20 protein-coding genes are annotated in these 20,931 nt (G+C 47.5%); 13 read left to right on the plus strand and 7 right to left on the minus strand.

Going from position 1 to position 20,931, the window contains the following annotated elements:
- Positions 1 to 166 precede the first annotated feature (166 nt).
- The gene (gene queC / locus ACE1CM_RS13770; protein ID WP_374878093.1) at positions 167 to 859 is read right to left on the minus strand and encodes a 7-cyano-7-deazaguanine synthase QueC; all 693 of its coding nucleotides are present in this window, start codon (positions 857 to 859) and stop codon (positions 167 to 169) included.
- Between the two features lie 485 nt (positions 860 to 1,344).
- Here queC and ACE1CM_RS13775 point away from each other — a divergent pair, with 485 nt between their 5' ends.
- Entirely contained in the window at positions 1,345 to 2,418 is a 1,074-nt protein-coding gene (locus ACE1CM_RS13775; RefSeq protein ID WP_374878094.1) for a Gfo/Idh/MocA family oxidoreductase, read from the plus strand.
- A gap of 66 nt (positions 2,419 to 2,484) precedes the next feature.
- On the opposite strand, the gene ACE1CM_RS13780 is transcribed toward ACE1CM_RS13775, so the two are convergent.
- Complete coding sequence (locus ACE1CM_RS13780) at positions 2,485 to 3,552, minus strand: SGNH/GDSL hydrolase family protein (RefSeq protein ID WP_374878124.1); 1,068 nt, start codon at positions 3,550 to 3,552, stop codon at positions 2,485 to 2,487.
- Between the two features lie 355 nt (positions 3,553 to 3,907).
- Between ACE1CM_RS13780 and ACE1CM_RS13785 the strand changes: the two genes are divergently transcribed.
- From ACE1CM_RS13785 to ACE1CM_RS13800, 4 genes are all read left to right on the plus strand, one after another.
- Positions 3,908 to 4,048 carry a hypothetical protein gene (locus tag ACE1CM_RS13785; RefSeq protein ID WP_226592608.1) on the plus strand — a complete coding sequence of 47 codons (141 nt, stop codon included), beginning with the start codon at positions 3,908 to 3,910 and terminating at the stop codon, positions 4,046 to 4,048.
- Positions 4,049 to 4,296: 248 nt separating this feature from the next.
- A complete protein-coding gene (locus ACE1CM_RS13790; protein WP_374878095.1) occupies positions 4,297 to 5,688 on the plus strand; it encodes an NAD-dependent malic enzyme in 1,392 nt (463 codons plus the stop codon).
- A 150-nt stretch (positions 5,689 to 5,838) separates the two neighbouring features.
- A complete protein-coding gene (locus ACE1CM_RS13795) occupies positions 5,839 to 7,209 on the plus strand; it encodes an NCS2 family permease (RefSeq protein WP_374878096.1) in 1,371 nt (456 codons plus the stop codon).
- Between the two features lie 31 nt (positions 7,210 to 7,240).
- The gene (locus tag ACE1CM_RS13800) at positions 7,241 to 8,212 is read left to right on the plus strand and encodes a DNA-methyltransferase (RefSeq protein WP_374878097.1); all 972 of its coding nucleotides are present in this window, start codon (positions 7,241 to 7,243) and stop codon (positions 8,210 to 8,212) included.
- A gap of 1 nt (position 8,213) precedes the next feature.
- On the opposite strand, the gene ACE1CM_RS13805 is transcribed toward ACE1CM_RS13800, so the two are convergent.
- The 5 genes from ACE1CM_RS13805 to ACE1CM_RS13825 are packed head-to-tail and all read right to left on the minus strand — an operon-like array spanning position 8,214 to position 10,122.
- Positions 8,214 to 8,675 carry a hypothetical protein gene (locus ACE1CM_RS13805; RefSeq protein ID WP_374878098.1) on the minus strand — a complete coding sequence of 154 codons (462 nt, stop codon included), beginning with the start codon at positions 8,673 to 8,675 and terminating at the stop codon, positions 8,214 to 8,216.
- A gap of 5 nt (positions 8,676 to 8,680) precedes the next feature.
- Positions 8,681 to 9,004 (minus strand): polymorphic toxin type 24 domain-containing protein, encoded by a 324-nt coding sequence (locus tag ACE1CM_RS13810; protein ID WP_374878099.1) that lies wholly within the window; start codon positions 9,002 to 9,004, stop codon positions 8,681 to 8,683.
- On the minus strand, positions 8,997 to 9,134 hold the full coding sequence (locus ACE1CM_RS13815; RefSeq protein ID WP_374878100.1) for a hypothetical protein: 138 nt from the start codon (positions 9,132 to 9,134) through the stop codon (positions 8,997 to 8,999). The genes ACE1CM_RS13810 and ACE1CM_RS13815 overlap by 8 nt, the downstream gene beginning before the upstream one ends.
- Positions 9,131 to 9,457 carry a DUF2726 domain-containing protein gene (locus tag ACE1CM_RS13820; RefSeq protein ID WP_374878101.1) on the minus strand — a complete coding sequence of 109 codons (327 nt, stop codon included), beginning with the start codon at positions 9,455 to 9,457 and terminating at the stop codon, positions 9,131 to 9,133. Before ACE1CM_RS13820 ends, ACE1CM_RS13815 begins: the two co-directional genes overlap by 4 nt.
- On the minus strand, positions 9,457 to 10,122 hold the full coding sequence (locus tag ACE1CM_RS13825) for a hypothetical protein (protein WP_374878102.1): 666 nt from the start codon (positions 10,120 to 10,122) through the stop codon (positions 9,457 to 9,459). The genes ACE1CM_RS13820 and ACE1CM_RS13825 overlap by 1 nt, the downstream gene beginning before the upstream one ends.
- A 340-nt stretch (positions 10,123 to 10,462) precedes the next feature.
- Here ACE1CM_RS13825 and ACE1CM_RS13830 point away from each other — a divergent pair, with 340 nt between their 5' ends.
- The 8 genes from ACE1CM_RS13830 to ACE1CM_RS13865 all read left to right on the plus strand — a co-directional run bounded on the left by ACE1CM_RS13830 (position 10,463) and on the right by ACE1CM_RS13865 (position 20,747).
- Positions 10,463 to 11,350 (plus strand): hypothetical protein, encoded by an 888-nt coding sequence (locus tag ACE1CM_RS13830; protein WP_374878103.1) that lies wholly within the window; start codon positions 10,463 to 10,465, stop codon positions 11,348 to 11,350.
- A 557-nt stretch (positions 11,351 to 11,907) separates the two neighbouring features.
- Positions 11,908 to 13,419 carry a hypothetical protein gene (locus tag ACE1CM_RS13835; protein ID WP_374878104.1) on the plus strand — a complete coding sequence of 504 codons (1,512 nt, stop codon included), beginning with the start codon at positions 11,908 to 11,910 and terminating at the stop codon, positions 13,417 to 13,419.
- 793 nt (positions 13,420 to 14,212) lie between these two features.
- Positions 14,213 to 14,674 carry a ribosome maturation factor RimP gene (gene rimP, locus ACE1CM_RS13840; protein ID WP_374878105.1) on the plus strand — a complete coding sequence of 154 codons (462 nt, stop codon included), beginning with the start codon at positions 14,213 to 14,215 and terminating at the stop codon, positions 14,672 to 14,674.
- Between the two features lie 157 nt (positions 14,675 to 14,831).
- Positions 14,832 to 16,133 carry a transcription termination factor NusA gene (gene nusA, locus ACE1CM_RS13845; protein WP_374878106.1) on the plus strand — a complete coding sequence of 434 codons (1,302 nt, stop codon included), beginning with the start codon at positions 14,832 to 14,834 and terminating at the stop codon, positions 16,131 to 16,133.
- Entirely contained in the window at positions 16,123 to 16,404 is a 282-nt protein-coding gene (locus tag ACE1CM_RS13850) for a YlxR family protein (RefSeq protein ID WP_374878107.1), read from the plus strand. Before nusA ends, ACE1CM_RS13850 begins: the two co-directional genes overlap by 11 nt.
- 332 nt (positions 16,405 to 16,736) lie before the next feature.
- A complete protein-coding gene (gene infB, locus ACE1CM_RS13855) occupies positions 16,737 to 19,793 on the plus strand; it encodes a translation initiation factor IF-2 (protein ID WP_374878108.1) in 3,057 nt (1,018 codons plus the stop codon).
- 77 nt (positions 19,794 to 19,870) lie between these two features.
- Positions 19,871 to 20,530 carry a low-complexity tail membrane protein gene (locus ACE1CM_RS13860; RefSeq protein ID WP_374878109.1) on the plus strand — a complete coding sequence of 220 codons (660 nt, stop codon included), beginning with the start codon at positions 19,871 to 19,873 and terminating at the stop codon, positions 20,528 to 20,530.
- A 16-nt stretch (positions 20,531 to 20,546) separates the two neighbouring features.
- Positions 20,547 to 20,747, plus strand: coding sequence for a hypothetical protein (locus tag ACE1CM_RS13865; protein ID WP_226583972.1), 201 nt, complete (start codon positions 20,547 to 20,549; stop codon positions 20,745 to 20,747).
- The last annotated feature ends 184 nt before the right edge of the window (positions 20,748 to 20,931 follow it).

Here is a 20,931-nt window from a genome sequence, read left to right on the forward strand (position 1 = left end):
GTGATGTTTATTTATACCCAGTAGGGGCACGGCGTCGCATAAATTTTGATTTCTAGCCAAGATGATAAAATGCCGTGCCCCGAATTGTGATGTTTATTTATACCCAGTAGGGGCACGGCGTCGCATAAATTTTGATTTCTACCAAAAATTATAAAATGCCGTGCCCCTACTCCCTGACTTCCACACTTTTATACGGCAGGGGATCTTTTAATCCCAATTCTTCAAAAGCTGCCAAACGCAACTGACAAGAATCGCAAACACCACAAGCAATTTCTTCACCCGCATAGCATGACCAGGTTTTTTCCCAAGGCACGCCTAAATTATTTCCCAATTGAATAATTTCGGTTTTTTTCAGGTTAATTAAAGGCGTCAAAATCTTTATCGGTTCGCCTTCGCGACCTTGTTTTGTTCCCAATCGAAATACTTCTTGCATCGCCTGGATATAATCGGGACGGCAATCTGGATAACCGGAATAATCTAAAGCATTGACGCCAATATAAACCCGTTGGGCATTAATTGCTTCCGCATACGCTAGCGCAAAACTCAAAAATATGGTATTGCGTGCTGGTACGTATGTAATGGGTATATTTTGATACATGTCAGCCCAAGAGCGATCGCAAGGCAACTCAATCGTCGCATCCGTTAGCGCCGAACCGCCCCACAAGCGCAAATCAAAGCTAATGACCTGATGTTCTTTTACACCCGCAGTTGATGCGATCGCCGTCGCTGCCTCCAACTCCCGTCGATGCCGTTGCTGGTAATCAAACGAAAGGGCGTAACAATCAACACCATCCGCTAGAGCTTGATACAGCACCGTTGACGAATCTAAACCACCAGATAGCAAAATTACCGCTTTCACGACCTTTCCCCCACCCTACAACGATTTTGGATTTTGGCTCGTTCCCTAGCTCCTGCCTGGGAACGCGGATTTTGAATCGGAAATTCTCCTTTGCCTCCCCTACTGACTCAAAAGGGGCGGGTTTAGTTAAATTGTCTGTTTTTCCGCAATATTGTTGGTAAAACCCACCCCTACATTCCTCACCCGCTCACCTGCTCCCCCGCTCCTCTGCACCTGAAGCTCACCTGCACCTGAAGCTCACCTGCTTTTGGTTTCCTTACTACAAAAAGGCTTTCCGATCAATACCCGTATGTGTAGGAACTTGAACCCCGCTTAGAAATTCTTAATCATATAGAGCCACTATGTTACCATCTGGATGGTTTTTGATGGCTGGACGGGGCGATCGCATTCGTACAGAATCATTTGAGCTTAAATGCGCTCACTTATCGGTACGAACGCAGCGTCCCTACAGGATCTGACCCAGTGTGGTGGAGGAGCATATAAGAGTGCAAAACGGAATATCTGTCAAATTTGCCAACGGTTATCTGCACAGAAATCAGCCAGAACCGTTGCGTATCGGGGTGATTGGAGTTGGCTACATGGGACAGCATCACGCCCGTGTTCTCAGTTTACTCAAGGATGTTGAACTCGTCGGTGTTGCAGACATCAATGTAGAACGCGGTTTGGATATTGCCAGTAAATACCGCGTTCGCTTTTTTGAGGATTATCGCGACCTACTCCCCCATGTGGATGCGGTTTGCATCGCGGTTCCCACAAAGCTGCATCATAGCGTTGGGTTAACCTGTCTCCAAGCTGGCGTTCATACTTTGATAGAAAAACCCATTGCCGCCAGTATTGCCGAGGCTGAATCTTTGGTGAATGCAGCAGCGGAATACAAGTGCATTTTACAAGTAGGTCACATCGAACGCTTCAATCCTGCTTTTCAGGAGTTTAGCAAAGTTCTAAAAACAGAAAAACTGCTGGCATTGGAAGCGCACCGCATGAGTCCCTATACTCCTCGCGCCAACGATGTGTCGGTTGTCTTGGATTTAATGATCCACGATATTGACCTATTCCTGGAATTAGCAGCAGCACCCGTGGTTAAATTAACCGCCAGCGGTAGTTGTGCTGGAGATTCTGGGTATCTAGATTTCGTCACCGCTACGTTAGGTTTTGCCAACGGTATCGTAGCAAACTTAACCGCGAGTAAGGTTTCTCATCTAAAAACCCGCCGCATTGCGGCGCATTGTAAGAACTCGCTGACGGAAGCAGATTTTCTCAAAAATGAAATCCTGATTCACCGCCAAACAACTGCTAATTACATCACCGAGTACGGTCAAGTGCTATATCGCCAGGATGGTCTGATTGAGAAAGTCTACACCAGCAACATCGAGCCGCTCAATGCAGAATTAGAGCATTTTGTCAACTGCGTGCGGGGCGGCAATCAACCATCGGTGGGCGGCGAACAGGCGCTGAAAGCATTGCGCTTGGCGAGTTTAATCGAGCAAATGGCGCTTGATGGCAAAGTCTGGCAGCAGCGAGACTTGGAATGCATCAATCCACAAGCCGTCAAGGTGTAGCAATTTGGTAATTGGTAATTGGTAATTGGTAATTGGTAATTGAGAATGGATAGTTTTTCTTACCTATTACCTATTACCCATTACCAAATCTAAAATCCCTTGGCTGATGGCTTTGCTAACAAGTTGATTGCCTTGAGGACTGAGGTGAATGTGGTCGCGGTATAAGGTTTCTGGCAGTTGGATTGAGTTGAAAACAGGGAGAAAATCGATGTATTTTAGTTGTTGAGACTCGGTAAACTCAGCGATTCGAGATCTGGCTTTGATTTCGTAATCGCGCGGACCAGGTTTGCCAATTTCCCTCAGTAAGGGAGTCATTACTAGCAGAAAATGGCTGTTGGTAGAAGTTGCCATTGCCTGAATTTTCCCAATCGCCTCCAAATTGCGCCCGACGCGATCGCCTCCTTCTGCATTCACCTGCGCCAACTCCGGGATCGTCTGTTCTGGTAACAAATAGCGAGCGATCGCTTCTACAATTGCTAAAGGCGGTTTGCGATCTGGGTAATTGCGATCGCGTCCCACCACCACCGAACTCGGCGTCGTCGCAAACAAATCATCTGTATTAATTATCAACACGACAACTTGAGCATCAAACGTCCCAAACCTCTGTAAATAAGCTAATTCATTTCTTGGCCCCCAAGAATTAGCCGAAGCATTGAGAACTTCCACATGGGAATTTTGGATTTTGAATTCCCCCCTTGTTAAGGGGGGGCGGGGAGGGATCGGATTTTGGCTTGATGCAAAATTCTCCCCATCTCCCCGTCTCCCCATCTCCCCGTCTCCCCATCCCCGCGTCTCCCCATCTGGTTCTCGCAACTGCTGCGCCAGCATTTCTGAAATAATATTTGTCTGATCCGTCCACCAGCCCCCATTAGCGATAGAATCTCCCAAGACCAGTACCCGGAATGTGTCGGGGGATCTTTCTTTCGTAACAGCACCACTCCGCATCGAATACTCGTTAATCTCGATGCGATTTCCAAACCGACGAGTCCGCTGATTTGGCGCTAATAAATAACCGATTTTCTCATCTGCAATGTAAGTCAGTGGGTTACCAAAGCCAAACAGTAACCTCAGACTTACTTCCACTATCACAAATAACGCTACGATAGCGGCTAAAACGATCGTCAGCACTTTCACCGGCAATTTCCTCATATAAACAAGGGCGTTGCTAATGGCTAATTGCTAATTGCTAATATAAGATTTTTACTCACATTAGCCATTAGCCATTAGCCATTAGCTGCTATGCATGGAATAACTAGCAACTTGAGCTAATAGCTGGTTTTTACCAATCTCTATTAAACCTGCAAGCCGCCGTCATCTGCCAGTGGGTATAAGGCTTACTCTCATGTTTTATACAAAAATTTATATTTAGCCGGATCTAACTCGAACAGAAAAATTACAGAATTTTTTTATTGGACGATTGATACTAACCTCGCTAACCTAGAATTAGATACCCTTGAATCGTAATCTTTGCAGTAAAGAGCAACAAGAGATGAGCGACTTAAACCGTGGCATCATGAAATTTGATGGGGCTGATAGCCCAGCAGCAATCGCTGTTTCGGCAATCGTAATCTTGGGAGGAATCGGCGTCCTCCTGTGGTGGGCGTTTCACTCAGCTTACGCGATTGGCTAATTGCCAAAATCTAGCATTCCGCGCCAAAGAAACCCGGTTTTGCCAAAAAACCGGGTTTCTGGCAGAAGAAGTTATCTGGTGGATACAAATTTGACAGATTTGCGGCTATCAATGGGTTATGCTTGCCAAGTCCAAGATTAAGCTTATTTTTGCCTTAAGCTAGTAAAGCCCCTACAGAGATAACGTTAATCTCTAGGGAATAAGCGATATTCACGCAATTTGAACCACCACAAAATCAAAGCAGCAGCATGGTAGCACTTACACCCAATCCCAGTTATAGCGTCACAATTCGCGTCCAGTTGCCCAACCGCGCCGGGATGCTAGCAAGTGTAACGGGTGCGATCGCATCCGTTGGCGGTAACCTAGATCAGATAAATTTAATCGAACGCACGCACCAAATCACCATTCGGGAAATTAGCGTTGATGCCTCGAGTACCGAACATGCAGAAAAAATAGTACAAGCGGTCAAATCCCTACCTGATATTACCATCCTGGAAGTCTTCGACCGCACCTTCAACCTGCACCGAGGCGGTAAAATCAGCATTCAGGGGAAAATGCCGCTTAGGAGTGTAGGCGACTTGGCGATGGCATATACCCCAGGCGTCGGTAGGATATGTACGGCGATCGCCCAAGACCCAGAACAAGTTTACAGCCTCACCATCAAACAAAACACCGTCGCCGTCGTCACCGATGGCAGCGCCGTATTAGGATTGGGAAATCTCGGTCCCGCTGGTGCATTACCAGTGATGGAAGGCAAAGCTATGCTATTCAAAGAATTTGCCGGAATCGACGCATTTCCTATTTGTTTAGCCACCCAAGATCCAGACGAAATCGTTCGCACCGTCAAAAATATCGCCCCCGTTTTCGGCGGCATTAACTTAGAAGATATCGCCGCCCCTCGCTGTTTTGAAATAGAAGAAAGACTGCGGAGAGAATTAGATATCCCAGTGTTTCACGACGACCAACACGGCACGGCTATCGTCACCTTAGCAGCGTTAATAAACGCCCTCAAACTCATCAATAAATCCATGTCCAAAATCCGCATCGTAATTAACGGTGCGGGTGCATCTGGCGTCGCAGTCGCCCGCCTATTACGCAAAGCTGGCGCCGAAAATATTTGGATGTGCGATACCAAAGGAATTCTTTCCCTCAGTCGCACCGATTTAACCGACCAAAAACGCGAATTTGCCGTCAAAGCACAGGGTTCCCTTGCCGGTGCTTTACAAGGTGCAGATGTATTTATCGGACTCAGCGCCCCCGGAGTTTTGACACCGGAAATCGTGCGGTCAATGGCAAAAGATCCGATCGTTTTTGCCATGGCGAATCCCATCCCAGAAATCCAACCCGAATTAGTCAAAGACGATGTAGCGGTAATGGCAACAGGACGCAGCGATTATCCGAATCAAATTAATAACGTTTTAGCGTTTCCTGGTGTATTTCGCGGTGCATTAGATTGTCGTGCCAGCGCGATTACCACTACCATGTACTTGGAAGCAGCATATGCGATCGCATCCCTAGTCAATCCCTCAGACTTAAAGCCGGATTTCATCATCCCCTCCGTCTTTGACAAGCGAGTTTCCATTGCTGTCGCCGCCGCAGTTCAACAAGCAGCGCGTACTGAAGGAATTGCCCGCAGTTAAGCCTTAAAATAAATTTCAGGCTGTAGGGACACGGCATCCGAATATCTTGGCATGGAAAACAAAAATTACTGACGCCGTGTCCCTACAAAAACTGCAAAATTACCCATCTCTTCTTTCCTCTGCGTCCTCTGCGTCTCTGCGGTAAAAAAAATGCTATCTAAGATTGCCAGATACTTTCAATTTGAGGAAAATCAGACCAACTTTCGCACCGAAGTGTTGGCAGGCGTCACCACATTTATGACAATGGCGTATATTCTGGCAGTCAATCCCTTAATTTTATCCAACGCCATTTTTCTGCAACAGCCCAACGATTTATTTCAAGAATTAGTCATTGCAACGGCGATATCATCTGCGCTCGCCACCGTTATGATGGGGCTAACAGCCAATTATCCCTTTGCCCTCGCCCCAGGGATGGGATTAAATGCCTTTTTCGCCTTTTCCGTCGTCAAAGGACTCGGTATCAACTGGCGAGTTGCTTTAACCGCCGTCTTAATTGAAGGGATAATATTTATTGGCCTGACATTGGGCAATATTCGCGCTTTAATTGTCAAAACTATTCCCTCATCCCTTAAACAAGCCACAGCAGCTGGAATTGGCTTATTTATTGCTTATATTGGCCTTTCCGGCGATCCGGCTACCGGCGGCGCGGGTATAATTGTGGCGAATCCTGCAACGAAAACGGCTTTGAGTCATTTTAACCAAGCGCCGACGTTGATGGCGATCGCAGGCTTTCTGATCGCCGCAGCATTCATCGCCCGACGCATCAAAGGCGCATTACTGTGGGGAATATTAGCCACCGCCGTCTTAGGATGGATACTCAACATCGCCCCCCCGCCTAAAGCAATTATCGCCTTACCCCAATGGCCTGTAGATTTACTCGGACAAGCCGTTGTAGGGCTTTCCCTGGTCGGTCAAACCAATTTTTGGGATTTTTTAGCCGTTACCTTCGTCTTTCTCTTCGTCAACCTTTTCGACACGGTTGGTACGCTAGCAGGCGTCGGTATTCAAGCCGGATATATTAACGAAGAAGGCGAACTTCCCAACGCCAATCAAGCATTAATGGCAGGCGCCGTAGGAACAACCGTAGGCGCAATAATGGGAACCTCCACCGTCACCACTTATATCGAATCTGCGGCGGGAGTTTCCGAAGGAGGAAGGACAGGATTTACTAGCATTATTGTAGCAATTTTATTTACCCTCTCTATCTTTTTTATTCCCCTAATTTCTGCGTTTCCAGCCTTTGCCACCGCCCCCGCTTTAATCATCGTTGGGGTATTGATGGCAGGTAACGTACGCACAATTAATTGGGACGATACAGCCGAATCGATTCCCTCGTTTTTAACTATTCTGATTATGCCTTTAAGTAATTCAATTGCAGAAGGCTTGGCAGTCGGGTTTATTACCTATCCTTTAATTAAAACCTTTCAAGGCAAAGCCCAGGAAACAACACCCGCATTGTGGATATTAGCAGGTGTATTTGTATTGCGATTTATTTTGATGGCAATTAAACCCGGTACTTAATTAGACGCTGTTGTTGGTTATAATAAAAGATATGCTCCTTAAAAACCCTCTATACATCACAGATTACGGTGCCGCTTACATTGGGGATTCGCTGGAACTTTTAGACCAAATTGAAGCTAATTCTATTAACTTGGTAATGACATCACCTCCATTTGCGCTGCAACGCGAGAAAACCTATGGTAATGTTGACCAACAAGCTTATGTAGACTGGCTATTTGCATTTTGTGAGAAAGTCTATCGCGTTTTATCACCTACGGGCAGTTTTGTCCTAGACTTAGGAGGTGCATATCAAAGTAAGCGTCCTGTACGTTCCCTATACAACTACCAAATTCTAATCAAGCTTTGCGATGAGTTAGATTTCCGTTTAGCAGAGGAGTTTTTTTGGTATAATCCCTCTAAACTACCCTCACCAATTGAATGGGTGAATAAGCGTAAAATTCGGGCTAAAGATTCGGTAAATACAATTTGGTGGTTATCTAAAACCGACTTTCCTAAAGCTGACGTGAGTAAGGTTTTAGTACCTTATTCAGAAAGAATGAAAAAACTTCATGCCAATCCTGAGAAATACTACAAACCCAAAGCACGTCCTTCAGGACATGAAATAGGAACAAAATTTGCCACTGACAACGGCGGTGCAATCCCTTCCAACTTATTGCAAATTCCAAATACTGAAAGTAATTCGCGTTACATTCAACTTTGTAAAACAGTAGGATTGCAAGCACATCCTGCCCGGTTTCCCCAAAAACTTCCAGCTTTCTTTATTAATTTTTTGACCGAATCAGGCGATACAGTTTTAGATATCTTTGCCGGTTCTAATACGACTGGTGCTGCTGCTGAAACTGCGGGACGGAAATGGATTGCTTTCGAGCAAAATCGGGAGTATCTTGCAGCTTCAGCATTTCGTTTTCTGGATATGAGTTACAGCCATAGAGAGGTATTAAGTCTGTTTCAGCAGCTAATTGAGGGTAAGGAAATTAACTTACAGTCTAAGGTTTTAGCCTAAACTATGTGCGTATTTGGTAGAACATGACTATAACGGTGTTTTCATCTCGGTTGCAGCATACTTCAAACTGTCGTTCCGGATAAAGTGACTTCAAACGACTTTGCCACATTTGAGCGATCGCATCTCCCAGATAATATAAATTATCAACCCCTACTTGCTCCGATCCAGGCAGAATATCATCGACGTGCTGATGATTCATCACCCGCTCAATTGAGGTAATATCGTTGCCAAATTTAGCTTTCCACTGCGCGTATATTTCAGGATTGAAAGCTTCAGATAAAAAAATGCCGCCCTCATGTTCAACAATATCGGGCCAGAATAGTTTTGTGAAAGCGATCGCTATTTCAACGTTAGAGACTCCAAAAAGATAGTCCCACAGTGAAAAATCATCCCCGTTAGCCTTTTTCCAATGCTGAAAGTCGATTAGCTTCTCTGTATTTAAGGATATTTGTTTTATAGACATAATCTCTAAGGTATCTCGTCTGCTGTCGCGGGTCGAGCTATTTTATCAGCTTGTACGAAAATATTTCCTGCCGGGTTTTGGTTGTGTTTGTATTCAACAACGTGAGGTGTGGGAACACCTGCATGAGCTTTTCCCGCCACGTCCACTCGCTTAATTGCACGTCCCTCATCATCGTAGACAATATAGCTGGTTATATTGCTACCATCCATAGGATAGCGAACTTCTCTATAACTTGCCCCATCTAGGGGAAAATAACCGCTAACTTGCGTTCCATTAGCTATGAGGGTGCTAGCTGATATACCAACTGTCCAATCAACTGGTTTAGACACCGATAAACTCAATTTGTTTGCAATAATTTCTAATTAGTGCTTCTGCTTTTGAGCGCCCTTCACCTGTGAATAAATTGAAAACAACCTCTTCATCTTTAGAAAAAAGATGCAATAAACCAAACTCTTTCAATCGCGAAAAATCAAGGTAACTCCAGCGATATTGAGTAAAAAAGCCTTTTTTCTGTCGCGCTCTTTTGCTTCTGTAGAGTCGTGATACGAAGACTGAAAATCTACAACCAGACAAGGTTTATAGTCAAAGTCCGTGATTAGAGCATCTACGCTGGAGCTAAAGAAAAAATTTCTTAATTCCTTGTCAAGGTAACTATCTATTTCACAAAATTGAGCTAAGCTAACCTGAGTGTGAATTTTATAACTTTCATCGACACAGGTTCGCAGAAACTCCAGCATTCTTTCTTCGTATGGGTTTACCAGTCTTTTGGCTTTGATAGACATTACTGTTGCTCCATAATAATTTTGCCAAAGTAACCAATGAACTCTTCTAATGCATCCACAGAATTGATGAATGTTTGTAATGTGTAAGGAAATAGTTTATCCTCATCTAATATTAAATAGCTATTTCTTTCTGCTAGTTGGTTTTTGTCAAAATTATAGGGGTATTCCTGTGAAGGTAGATCTTCAGGTGTCCAATGAAAGTAAAAACGACCTTTGGTTTGATAGTTTAAATTCACTTCGGGATAATTAAAGGTTTTGATAAAAGTTTTTTCTTGGCTGGGAAAAACCCAAAAACTACCTAAAATAATCATTTCATAGTCTGTAGTATCGTTATAAAATACAACAAAAGCATAATATTTTAGTTCTAAAATATGTGGCTGTAAAACATTTTTGGAGATAGAAATACATAACCCATCTTGTCGTGGAGATAAGACGATTTGATAACGTTTATCTCCCTTCCCAGGATTCTTAAGCCGGTACCCTATGTATTGAGATGTCCGCTTTTCCTCAAACTTGTCGTAAAAACCAAGTTGAGCCAAAAGATTGGTAGCTAAAGACATTAAATCTTCACCGCCTTGAATCACTTGAATATTGGTTGAAATCAGGCGCGGGACGCCGTTTTCTACCTCAAAACGCTGGATGAGATCGTAGATTATTTTGGACATTGGTTTATTCCCAAAAACCTTGGCTAAGGTTCATGGGAATAGCATAACCGTTGTTTATGGGTTGGCCAAGAGTCTTAGCTAAGATTTTTAGATTTTGTGATGACGCCGCTAATTGCCCAAACGACTGAAGTCGCGGCTATACAGACAAAGCCTGCCTACGCAGGCTAAAGAGTCCTTGCCTTGCGGACGCAAGTTTGTATAGCCCCAGCCTTCAGGCTGCGGGCGCTGCGGGCGCTGCGGGTGCGGTAACCCCAACAGCGGCGTTAAGCCCTTAGATAGAAGCCCTTACAAGCAAAAAATTGTAACAATAGCGGCAAATACAGCATTTATGTGGTAAAAAATGAGCTTTGGTATCTTTGACATATTCTGGATAATTCTACTTTTGTCCTCATTTCAGCCCGCATTGCAACGCCGGATGATGGAAATGCGCCGCGTCCAAGCATTGCGGCAATTTGAGCAAGGACGCAACAGCCGCGTCATTTTGCTGATTCATAGACAAGAGTCGATTAGTTTTTTGGGCATTCCCCTCTCGCGCTACATCACCATCGAAGACTCGGAACAAGTCTTGCGCGCAATTCGCCTGACGCCGCCAGATACACCGATCGACTTAATATTGCATACCCCTGGCGGCTTAGTCCTCGCAACCGAACAAATAGCTAGAGCTTTAATTCGCCATCCAGCCAAAGTTACCGTATTTGTTCCCCACTACGCCATGAGCGGCGGCACCATGCTAGCCTTAGCAGCAGATGAAATCGTCATGGATGCTAACGCGGTTTTAGGACCAGTCGATCCGCAATTAGGCAACTTCCCCGCTGCGAGTATCCTGAAAGTAGTTCAAGACAAACCGATTAGCGAAGTAGACGATGAAACGTTAATCATGGCAGACTTATCGCGCAAAGCCATTAACCAAGTGCAGCGGTTTGTCCGTACTCTGCTTAAAGACGACGTTCCCCAACAAAAAATAGCGCCAGAAAATATAGAAAAAATCGTGGACACCCTGACGACGGGACAAGTTACCCACGACTATCCCATCACAGTAGAAGAAGCGACGGAACTCGGTTTACCCATCACAGTTGGGTTGCCAAGCTCGATTTATAACCTGATGGAATTGTACCCGCAACCCCAAGGCGGGCGTCCTTCCGTCCAGTATATTCCCATGCCCTACCAACCCCGCCCAGTTTTACCCGAACCCAAAGGCAGACCAATACCTGAAAACGCTCGCAACTAGCTCAATCCCTCCCCGACACGGGGAGAAGCTGAAAAAGTGCCCCTGCCCTCGCTCTATAGGCGTTTTCCATGGCGTCATAGATCCTGGTAGGGAACATCAATAGACTTTGCCGCTAAGTTGAAGGTTTGAGAACGCCGTGCCCCAAAAACCAACGGCATCAATAAACTTTGCCCCTAACTCGAAGGTTGGAGAACGCCGTGCCCCAAAATAGGCGTTTTCCATCCCGTCAACGATCCTGGTAGGGGCACGGCATCAGTCAACTTGGCTGCTAAGTTGAACGTTGGAGAACGCCGTGCCCCAAAATAGGCGTTTTCCATCCCGTCAACGATCCTGGTAGGGGCACGGCATCAGTCAACTTTGCCGCTAAGTTGAACGTTGGAGAACGCCGTGCCCCAAAAACCAACTGCATCGCACCCAATGGAAAACCGCTCTAAACAGGGGTTGGGGGGGTGAGCTTTTTTAAACCAAAATTAGATCGCCGATGCAGCTTCGGAAGTACCTCAACATATCTTGTAGTCTGTATTTGGCGCACTCTCAAAAAAATTCCCTACCCAGTCATGTCATCGCTACAAAAACTAGCCAGAAGCAATTCCCCTGCGCGTCGGAACCTGTGGTTTGAAAGATTGATGGCGATCGCAGCCACTGCCAACTTAGGTTTGGTACTATTTGACTTAAGTTACATACCATTGCGCGACTTCTGGCTACACGGCACTCTACAGGTTTTGGACTTAAAAATACAGATTCCCCTGCCGCCGATTACAAAATGGTACGATCCGCTCAAAGGCATCGAACCTTATCGAGAAACACAAGCATATCTTAAAACAGTAGATCGGTTACAAGCACAGTTGAAAGCACCCAATGCCTTGCAGTCGCCCCAGGTAGAACAAACGCTGCAAGAACTGCGTCGCCAAAGCAGCGAAATGATCGATACAAATCCGTTTCAGATAGCGAACAAAAGCGGCACCCTGGAAAGAATTAAAAATCGGATGCGCGATCGCCTCGACCGAGAATCCGCCCGCCAGTCTTTTAGAATATTTTGGACTCAAGATCATTTCTCGAAGTTTGGGACGCAACAGGAACTCGAATTTTTTAACAACCAAATCCGTCCTTTAATCGAAACTAACTATTTTCGTCAGCTCGGGGAAAACAGCGAATTTGTTGACCTATTCTTTTGGAGAATCGACCAGTGGTTCGCCCTAGTGTTTGGCTTAGAATTTTTGGCGCGTACCTTTTATATCAGCCGCCGCTATACAGGCGTCAAATGGACAGATGCCATGCTGTGGCGCTGGTATGACCTATTCTTAATCTTACCGATTTACTGGGTACAACCCTGGATGGGAGTGCTGCGAGTTATCCCGGTAATGATACGCCTTGACGACGCAAAATTAATCAACCTGGAACGGATACGCGATCAAATCAACCGGGGGGTAGTTGCCAATTTCGCCGAAGAAATCACCGAAGTTGTAGTTGTTCAAGTAATAGACCAAATGCAGGGGTCAATTAAACGGGGTGAAATATCCCGGTGGTTGACGCAATCGGAAAATCGGCCTTACATCGATCTCAACAATACTAACGAAGTCGAAGCGATCGCCGACATCCTCACCAAACTCGTCGTCTACCGCATAGTCCCCAAAATCCAGCCCGATATCGAAGCCATCCTGCGCCACAATATCGAAAGCATCCTCAGCAACTTGCCCGCCTACCGCAGTTTACAAGGTATACCGGGTTTAGGCAGCGTCCCGGCGCAGCTAACCGATAAATTAGTTACGGAGATATCCCAAGCACTTTACGAAGCTCTGAAAGGGGGCGTAGAAGACCCAGTGGGTGCTAAACTAACCGCGCAACTGGTACAACATCTGGGGGAAGCGATCGCATCTGAAGCCAAAAACCAACATACCCTAGACCGACTGCAAAGCCTGCTTGTAGACATGCTGGAAGAAATTAAAATTAATTACGTCGAGCGCTTATCTCAAGAAGACGTAGAAGCAATCCTAGAAAAGACTCTCAAACTGCGTCATAGCACCCATGCCGACGAAGAAAAGCGAATTACCCCTTCAAAACTCGTTTGAGTCGCGCTCGCCCCTGCTGCCCTTTTGGGTGGCAATCCGAACAGCGTCGCCTGGTCAAAACCGATCTAGCCTATCGTGGGTAGGTTAAGATAGACAAAGCGGTGGTAGCCTTTGCTTTTTAACCCGAAGCGGAAACCCGACGCGGCGAATAAATTCGCCGTCAATGCCTGCTAAAATAGGATAGTCAGGTTGTGATTACCAAAAAATTGGGTCTCTATTGCCTCGTCCTTCTAGGACGACTTTATCCACAACTTCTGCTATAATTTAGTTGGCTTCAGGTAGGATATCCGCCAAGACTTGCCCGAAAAATATTATGGCCCAAACAGTGCCACAGGACAGCTGGGAAAATAGATTTGACCACGAGCAACGATAACTCGTTAAACAGTGCAGTAAGTCTTCAGCCAGACTGAATGATTTGAGAAAAAAAACAATTTGGAGTAATCCAGATAGGGTAGGGCATAGGCAAATCTCTTCTGAAATGGAGAAAACGCTCTCCAGAGCCAACCCTAAGTGGGAGTCATGATAGCAAGTGATATTATAGTGTTCTCGGTTGGGACATAATCGTGTAAGACCTAAGTAGGGGCAACTCGAACGGGCAGCGCTCAGCTTGGGAACCTAAATGTTTGTGGTGAGGAATATCCTCACTTCAGGCAGGAGAGGATGTCAAAGGTATGGTGGTAGGTACTTCACAATCCCCAATCGTTTAGGTGGGGGAGTGTCAAGTTTCTGGGAAAGGAAGTGGGTGTAGCCCACTTTTTTTATTGCAGTTGCCAAAAAAAATTGTAACAGGACAATGGCTCATCCTCTGATACCACAAATTATTGACTTGGCAACCCCCGTTGCCGAAGGTTTAGGATTGGAGGTGGTAGGAGCTGTATTTCAGACAAATCAATCACCGCCAGTCCTGCGAGTGGACATCCGCAACCCCGAACAAGATACGAGTTTGGATGACTGCGAGCGGATGAGTCGAGCCTTAGAAGCCGCGCTCGATGCCACAGATATTATCCCCGATGCGTATATCCTGGAAATCTCAAGTCCGGGAATCTCGCGCCACCTGAGTTCAGACCGAGAGTTTATATCTTTCAAAGGATTTCCCGTTCTGATCGAAACGACTGAACCCTACGAAGGTAAAAAATCCTGGCAAGGGAAACTGCTGAAACGGGACGAAGAAGCGGTTTATATCAATCAAAAAGGTCGATCGATCGCGATTCCCCGCTCCTTGATTACCAGGGTGCAGCTAGAAGAACAAAGCTAACAGTCAGCCGTCAGGGGATAGGGACTGTTGGCAATTGTGCCAATCGAGGCAGAGCAGCTAAATCCGGTGGTTGTATTTACTATTGCCAACAGCCCCGAAACAACTACTCAAAACTGAAAACTGACAACTGAGTAATAACAAAAGGAGGTTTGTGCCTATGACAATGGTTAGTTTACCAGGACTTAAAGACCTGATCGACAGCATCAGTCGCGAACGAAATTTACCCAGACATGCCGTCCAAGCAGCGTTGCGAGAAGCCCTCTTAAAAGGATACGAACGCTACCGGCGCACCCAAAACCTAGAAAAGCGCCATTATGACGACAACTACTTCGATAACTTAGAAGTCGAACTAAATGTAGACGAAGAAGGCTTTCGCATCCTCGCCACCAAAACCATCGTCGAAAAAGTCAGCAACACCGACCAGGAAATTGGTCTAGACGAAGTTCAATTAGTCGCCGCTGAAGCCCAAGTAGGCGATACGGTTGTCTTAGACATTACACCCGACCAAGGGGAATTTGGTCGCATGGCGGCGATTCAAACCAAACAGGTACTGTCGCAAAAACTGCGCGACCAGCAGCGCAAAATGATTCAAGAAGAATTCCAAGATCTGGAAGGAAGCGTCTTGGAAGCGCGGGTGCTGCGGTTTGAGCGGCAATCCGTCATCATGGCTGTTAGCAGCGGCTTGAATCAGCCAGAAGTTGAAGCTGAATTACCCAAACGCGAACAATTACCCAACGATAACTATCGCGCCAATGCCAAGTTTAAAATTTATCTGAAAAAAGTGCGCGAAGGCCCGCAGCGGGGACCCCAACTGCTCGTTTCCAGAGGCGCCGCCGGATTAGTCGTCGAACTGTTCAGCAACGAAGTCCCAGAAATTGAAGATGAAGTCGTTCGCATCGTCGCCGTAGCGCGGGAAGCCAACCCACCCTCCCGCTATCTGGGGCCCCGGACTAAAATTGCCGTAGACACCCTCGAACGCGATGTCGATCCGGTGGGTGCTTGTATCGGAGCGCGGGGTTCCCGCATTCAAGTCGTCGTCAACGAATTGCGGGGAGAAAAAATCGACGTAATTCGGTGGTCCCCCGATCCAGCTACCTACATTGCCAACGCTCTCAGTCCTGCTAGAGTCGAACAGGTACGTTTGGTCAATCCAGAAGGCCGTCAAGCCCACGTTTTAGTCACAGAAGACCAGCTCAGCTTGGCAATTGGGAAAGAAGGACAAAACGTCCGCCTCGCCGCCCGCTTGACGGGGTGGAAAATAGACATCAAAGATGCAGCCAAGTACGACGCCGCCGCCGAAGAGCAAAAAATAGCCGCCGAAATAGCCAGTCAGCAAGCCCAAAAAGGCGCTACCGATGATGCAGAAGACTTGGATTCAGACAGAGTATCAACCTCCTCTCTTGCCGATTGGGAGCTAGAAGACGAAGCAGATCTGAGTGAAGAATCTGATGAAACCTAACTTCCGGCGTTGTGTGAGCTGCCGCCAAGTAGCACCCAAAGAAGATTTTTGGCGCTTGGTCAGAGCTTACCCATCTGGGCAGGTACTATTAGATCAAGGCATGGGACGTTCGGCGTACCTGTGTCGAGACTCACGTTGCCTGTTGGCAGCACAAAAAAAAGATCGACTGGGACGGGCGCTCAAAGCCCCTGTAACCCCAGAAATCTACCAGAAGCTATGGCAACGCTTATCCATCCAGCCAGATGGAACCAATCCAAACCCATCCACCTGAAGCAAACATTTAGGAGGAAATAAAAACTGGATTTGGGGTCAGCACCCCATCCAGGCGGGTCAGTGCCACAATAGTAAATAGGTAAAGTGCGATCGTCCGCAGTTGCTTAAAAGTTGGTGCAACATTACAACAGCAGCCAAAACCTTGTCTCAACTGACCCGCTTACTCAAAAGGTGAGCTTGATTAGCAAGGAGGCTAAAACCTTTGTTGTCGTATCCGTTGCACCAAGCAATCTCAACTCCCACAAAGGAGGCAGCATGAGGATGATGTAGATACGGTTAAAACAGCAGGTCATGGAGCGACCACTGGTAGGACACAAGGGGTAAGCGTGGATGAACAACGGCAAAGTCAGAATTTACGAGTTATCACGGGAATTGAATTTGGAAAATAAAGATATCCTTGCTATTTGCGACCAGCTGCGAATTCCAGTTAAAAGTCATAGCAGCACAATTGGTGAAGCTGATGTCGAACGCATTCGAGCAGCCGCAGAAAAATATACACCCGAACCGGCTGCTTCGGGCAAGTCAGTATCAGCTAACGTGAAACCAAGCTCTCCAGCGCTCGCGTCCGGCCCTCGGCCTGTAGCACCTAAAAAACAACAGCAAATTTTGGAAATAAGACAACATCAAACACCTATCAGCGCTAGCCCGAAACCGTCGGGGGCAACTGTTGCCGTTCCCCCCAAACCACCAGTAGAAACGAAACCAGTTGAGTCTGTACAGCTTGTTTCCTCGCAGATGAAGCCAACTGCACCCAAGCGACCCGTTCGCCCCGAATCGAACAACCCTGTTCGACCAGTCCCACCCCCAACCCCAGCCGCAGAAAAAACTGAAGCTCCCAAGGTTGAAAAACCTGAAAAACCCGAGAAGCCTGAAAAACCACAGGCCGTCGTCGCTCCATCCCCACCGGCTAGGCCAGAAAAACCAAAAATCGTCGAACCACCGTCGAAACCAGCAGCCACGGCACCCAATCGACCTAACAAGCAAAGCTCTACCGAGCAAGCCGTTTTACTCAAAAAGCCCAGCAAACCAGTAACAACACCCCAAAAGCCAGGGGAAAAATCAGCAACAGTCGGCAGTGAGAAACCGACAAGACCGAGTCCATCGGTACCGGAACTTCAGCGACCCAAACCAGCGGTTGTGCTGACAAAGCCCTTGGGTGGCGAGAGGCGAAAGGTAGGGAAAGTAGGAGAAGAAGCTTTACCGCCAACCGATGAATCAGAAACCCTGACTCCAACTCCCATAACCGAACTGGAACTGAAGCGACCCACGGCGCTGCGTCCGCCTAAGAAAAACAAAAACTGGGAAGAAGAAGTTGAAGAAGAGTCGCCCAAGGCGGCTAAGGCGGCTAATAAGTCGAAACGCGGCGGGCGGACGCAAACCATTCTCGATGAGGACGAGGATGTGCTTGACGAACTCGATCTCAACGTCCTGCCAGCAGGAGTTCAGGTCAGCCTTTCCATCGCTCGTCCACCCAAGCCAAAAGGACGTACTGCAACTGCTGCGCCCGCAGCAACGGTGGCGTCTCCGGCAATGGCTAAAACTAAAAAGCCCGCCGCAAGTCGCGATCGCTCAAATCAATCTGGCTTTGGCAAGCGCGAAGAAGTCCCACCCAAACGTCCCGACAAGCTGGTGTTAACCGGCAGCATGACGGTTCAGGAACTAGCACAAGAACTAGCTATCCCAGATACCGAAATCATCAAGCGGCTGTTTATGAAGGGCATAGCCGTTAACCTGACTCAAAACCTGGATGTGCCAACGATTACAATGGTGGCGGCGGAGATGGCAGTGCCAGTAGAAACGGCTCAAAAAGAAGCCGAAGCTACTAAAGGCACCGAAATGCTCGACGCGGAAGACCTGGAACACCTCCAGCACCGTCCACCCGTAGTCACGATTATGGGCCACGTAGACCACGGCAAAACAAGCTTACTCGATGCTATCCGCGAAACCAAGGTAGCGGCCGGGGAAGCAGGTGGTATTACCCAGCACATCGGGGCTTACCACGTAGACGTGGAACACGAGGGCGAAATGCAGCAGGTGGTGTTCCTGGATACGCCGGGTCACGAAGCGTTCACAGCCATGCGGGCGCGCGGGGCGCGAGTTACCGACATTGCCATTTTGGTGGTAGCAGCAGATGACGGCGTACAACCCCAAACAGTTGAAGCCATCAGCCACGCCAAGGCAGCAGAAGTGCCGATTGTGGTGGCAATCAACAAAATCGATAAGCCGGACGCTCAACCCGACCGCGTCAAGCAAGAATTAACAGAATATAGCCTGGTACCGGAAGAATGGGGCGGCGACACGATTATGGTGCCCGTGAGTGCCATCACCAGGGAAAATCTGGATACATTGTTAGAAATGATTCTGTTGGTCGCCGAAATTGAAGAACTATCGGCTAACCCAGATCGTGCGGCTAAGGGAACGGTGATTGAAGCCAACCTCGATAAGTCGAGAGGCCCGGTTGCCACCCTGCTGGTACAAAACGGTACGCTCCACGTGGGGGATATCCTGGTCGCAGGCTCCACCTTTGGTAAGGTGCGGGCAATGATCGACGACCGGGGTAAGCGGGTGGAAGCCGCAACGCCATCTTTCGCCGTGGAAGTGTTGGGACTTTCCGATGTCCCCGCAGCAGGGGATGAGTTCGAGGTGTTCGCTGATGCAGGGCAAGCCCGGGCTTTAGCGGAAGGGCGTGCGGAACAGCAGCGGCAAACTCGCTTGAGACGAGGCGTCAGCCTGACAACCCTGTCGGCTCAAGCCCAAGAAGGAGAACTCAAGGAACTCAACTTGGTGTTGAAAGCAGATGTGCAAGGCTCTCTGGAAGCAATTCTGGCAGCTTTGCAACAGTTACCGCAAAATCAGGTACAAATCCGCGTACTGCTGGCTGCACCCGGTGAAGTGACTCAAACCGACGTGGACTTGGCAGCAGCTAGTAACGCCGTGATCGTTGGGTTTAGCACGACCCTGGCGAGTGGGGCGCGGCAAGCAGCCGATCAGGCGGGTGTAGATGTACGGGAATACAACATCATCTACAAACTGCTGGAAGACATCCAAGGCGCAATGGAAGGCTTGCTCGAGCCAGAACTGGTGGAAGAAGCCTTGGGGACTGCCGAAGTACGTGCCGTCTTCCCGGTGGGACGCGGTGCGGTTGCGGGTTGCTACGTGCAATCTGGCAAGGTGGTTCGCAACAGCAAAGTGCGCGTGCGCCGTGGCGGTCAGGTAATCTACGAAGGTAACCTGGATTCGCTCAAGCGGATGAAAGATGATGCCAAAGAAGTCAACGCTGGATTTGAATGCGGTATCGGCATTGACAAATTCAACGATTGGATTACAGGAGACATCATCGAATCCTACAAGATGGTCACCAAGCGCCGGACACTTACACCTAATTAGAGAATGGCAGATTGCAGATTTTAGATTGTAGATTCCATCTGCAATCTAAAATCTAAAATCTAAAATCTAAAATCGCTATGGGCTCTTTTTGGTCTGAACCTTTTTTGTGGATTCACTTGGCTGGGATATCGGTTTTGCCGCTGTGCCTGGGTGTTTGCCTGTTGGGATTGGCAAGTGGTGAGCCATTGCTGCCGGTGTGGAGCGAGATTTTTTTAGTGGCAGCGGTGGGGATTGTTCCCGTGCTGTGGATGCAACTGATGCGTCCGTTTAACATTTTTAGCGTTTTAATATTCGCCCTCAAGCCAGAGCAATTGACAAGCCAGCAAAAACAAATCTTAAGTTTGTTTAAAAAAACTGGCAATAAAGTACTGGCTATGATAGGAGCAACTTTGTTGGGTTGGGTTTTGTGGCAAATCTACAGTCTAGCGCCAAGCGTCCCAGCGCTGGCGCGATTTGCACCGGGATGGCGAGGTGCAGGGTTGTTGGTGGCAGCGATCGGATTTCTGTTGAGCAATTTATTCCTACAAGTGCCGCTGAGCGTTTGTGGCGTTTTGGTAACAAGCGATTCAACATTTTCTCAAACAGAAGCTTATCCTAGAGAAAAGATCGATGGGGATTTTACAACTCCTGGTTTTCAGGTCAATAGTATTTGGCCTTTCACTTCCGTTGAGACTGCACCAAATTCGCAAAAGAGTGAGTCGGCAATGGAAGATTCTAGTTCGACTTCCTCTAGTTAAATTTTCTGGGGTACTTATGGCAAATTATTCTGCTGCACCGGAAGCTCAATTAATGGATGATACCCAAATTTGGGATAGTTTGAAAATAGCGATCGCATCGAGTTCTGGTTTTCAGCGCTGGGAACTGGAACGCGGCGTCGATGAGACAGAAGATTGTAGCTTAGATTACCGGGTACGGCGATATTTGCGCGACACCCTGGAGACTTTGGCTTACTAAGAATTGCACGAATGTAGGGGCGGGTTTTACCAACCATCTGTGACATGCCTCAAATGCCGATCCCCCCTAGCCCCCCTTGGCAAGGGGGGAAGCTAAAAGCAACCTAAAAACCCCCCTTGGCAAGGGGGGAAGCTAAAAGCAAACTAAAAGCCCCCCTTGGCAAGGGGGGAAGCTAAAAGCAAAC

Source organism: Microseira sp. BLCC-F43, assembly GCF_041929235.1.
Lineage (GTDB): Bacteria > Cyanobacteriota > Cyanobacteriia > Cyanobacteriales > Aerosakkonemataceae > Microseira.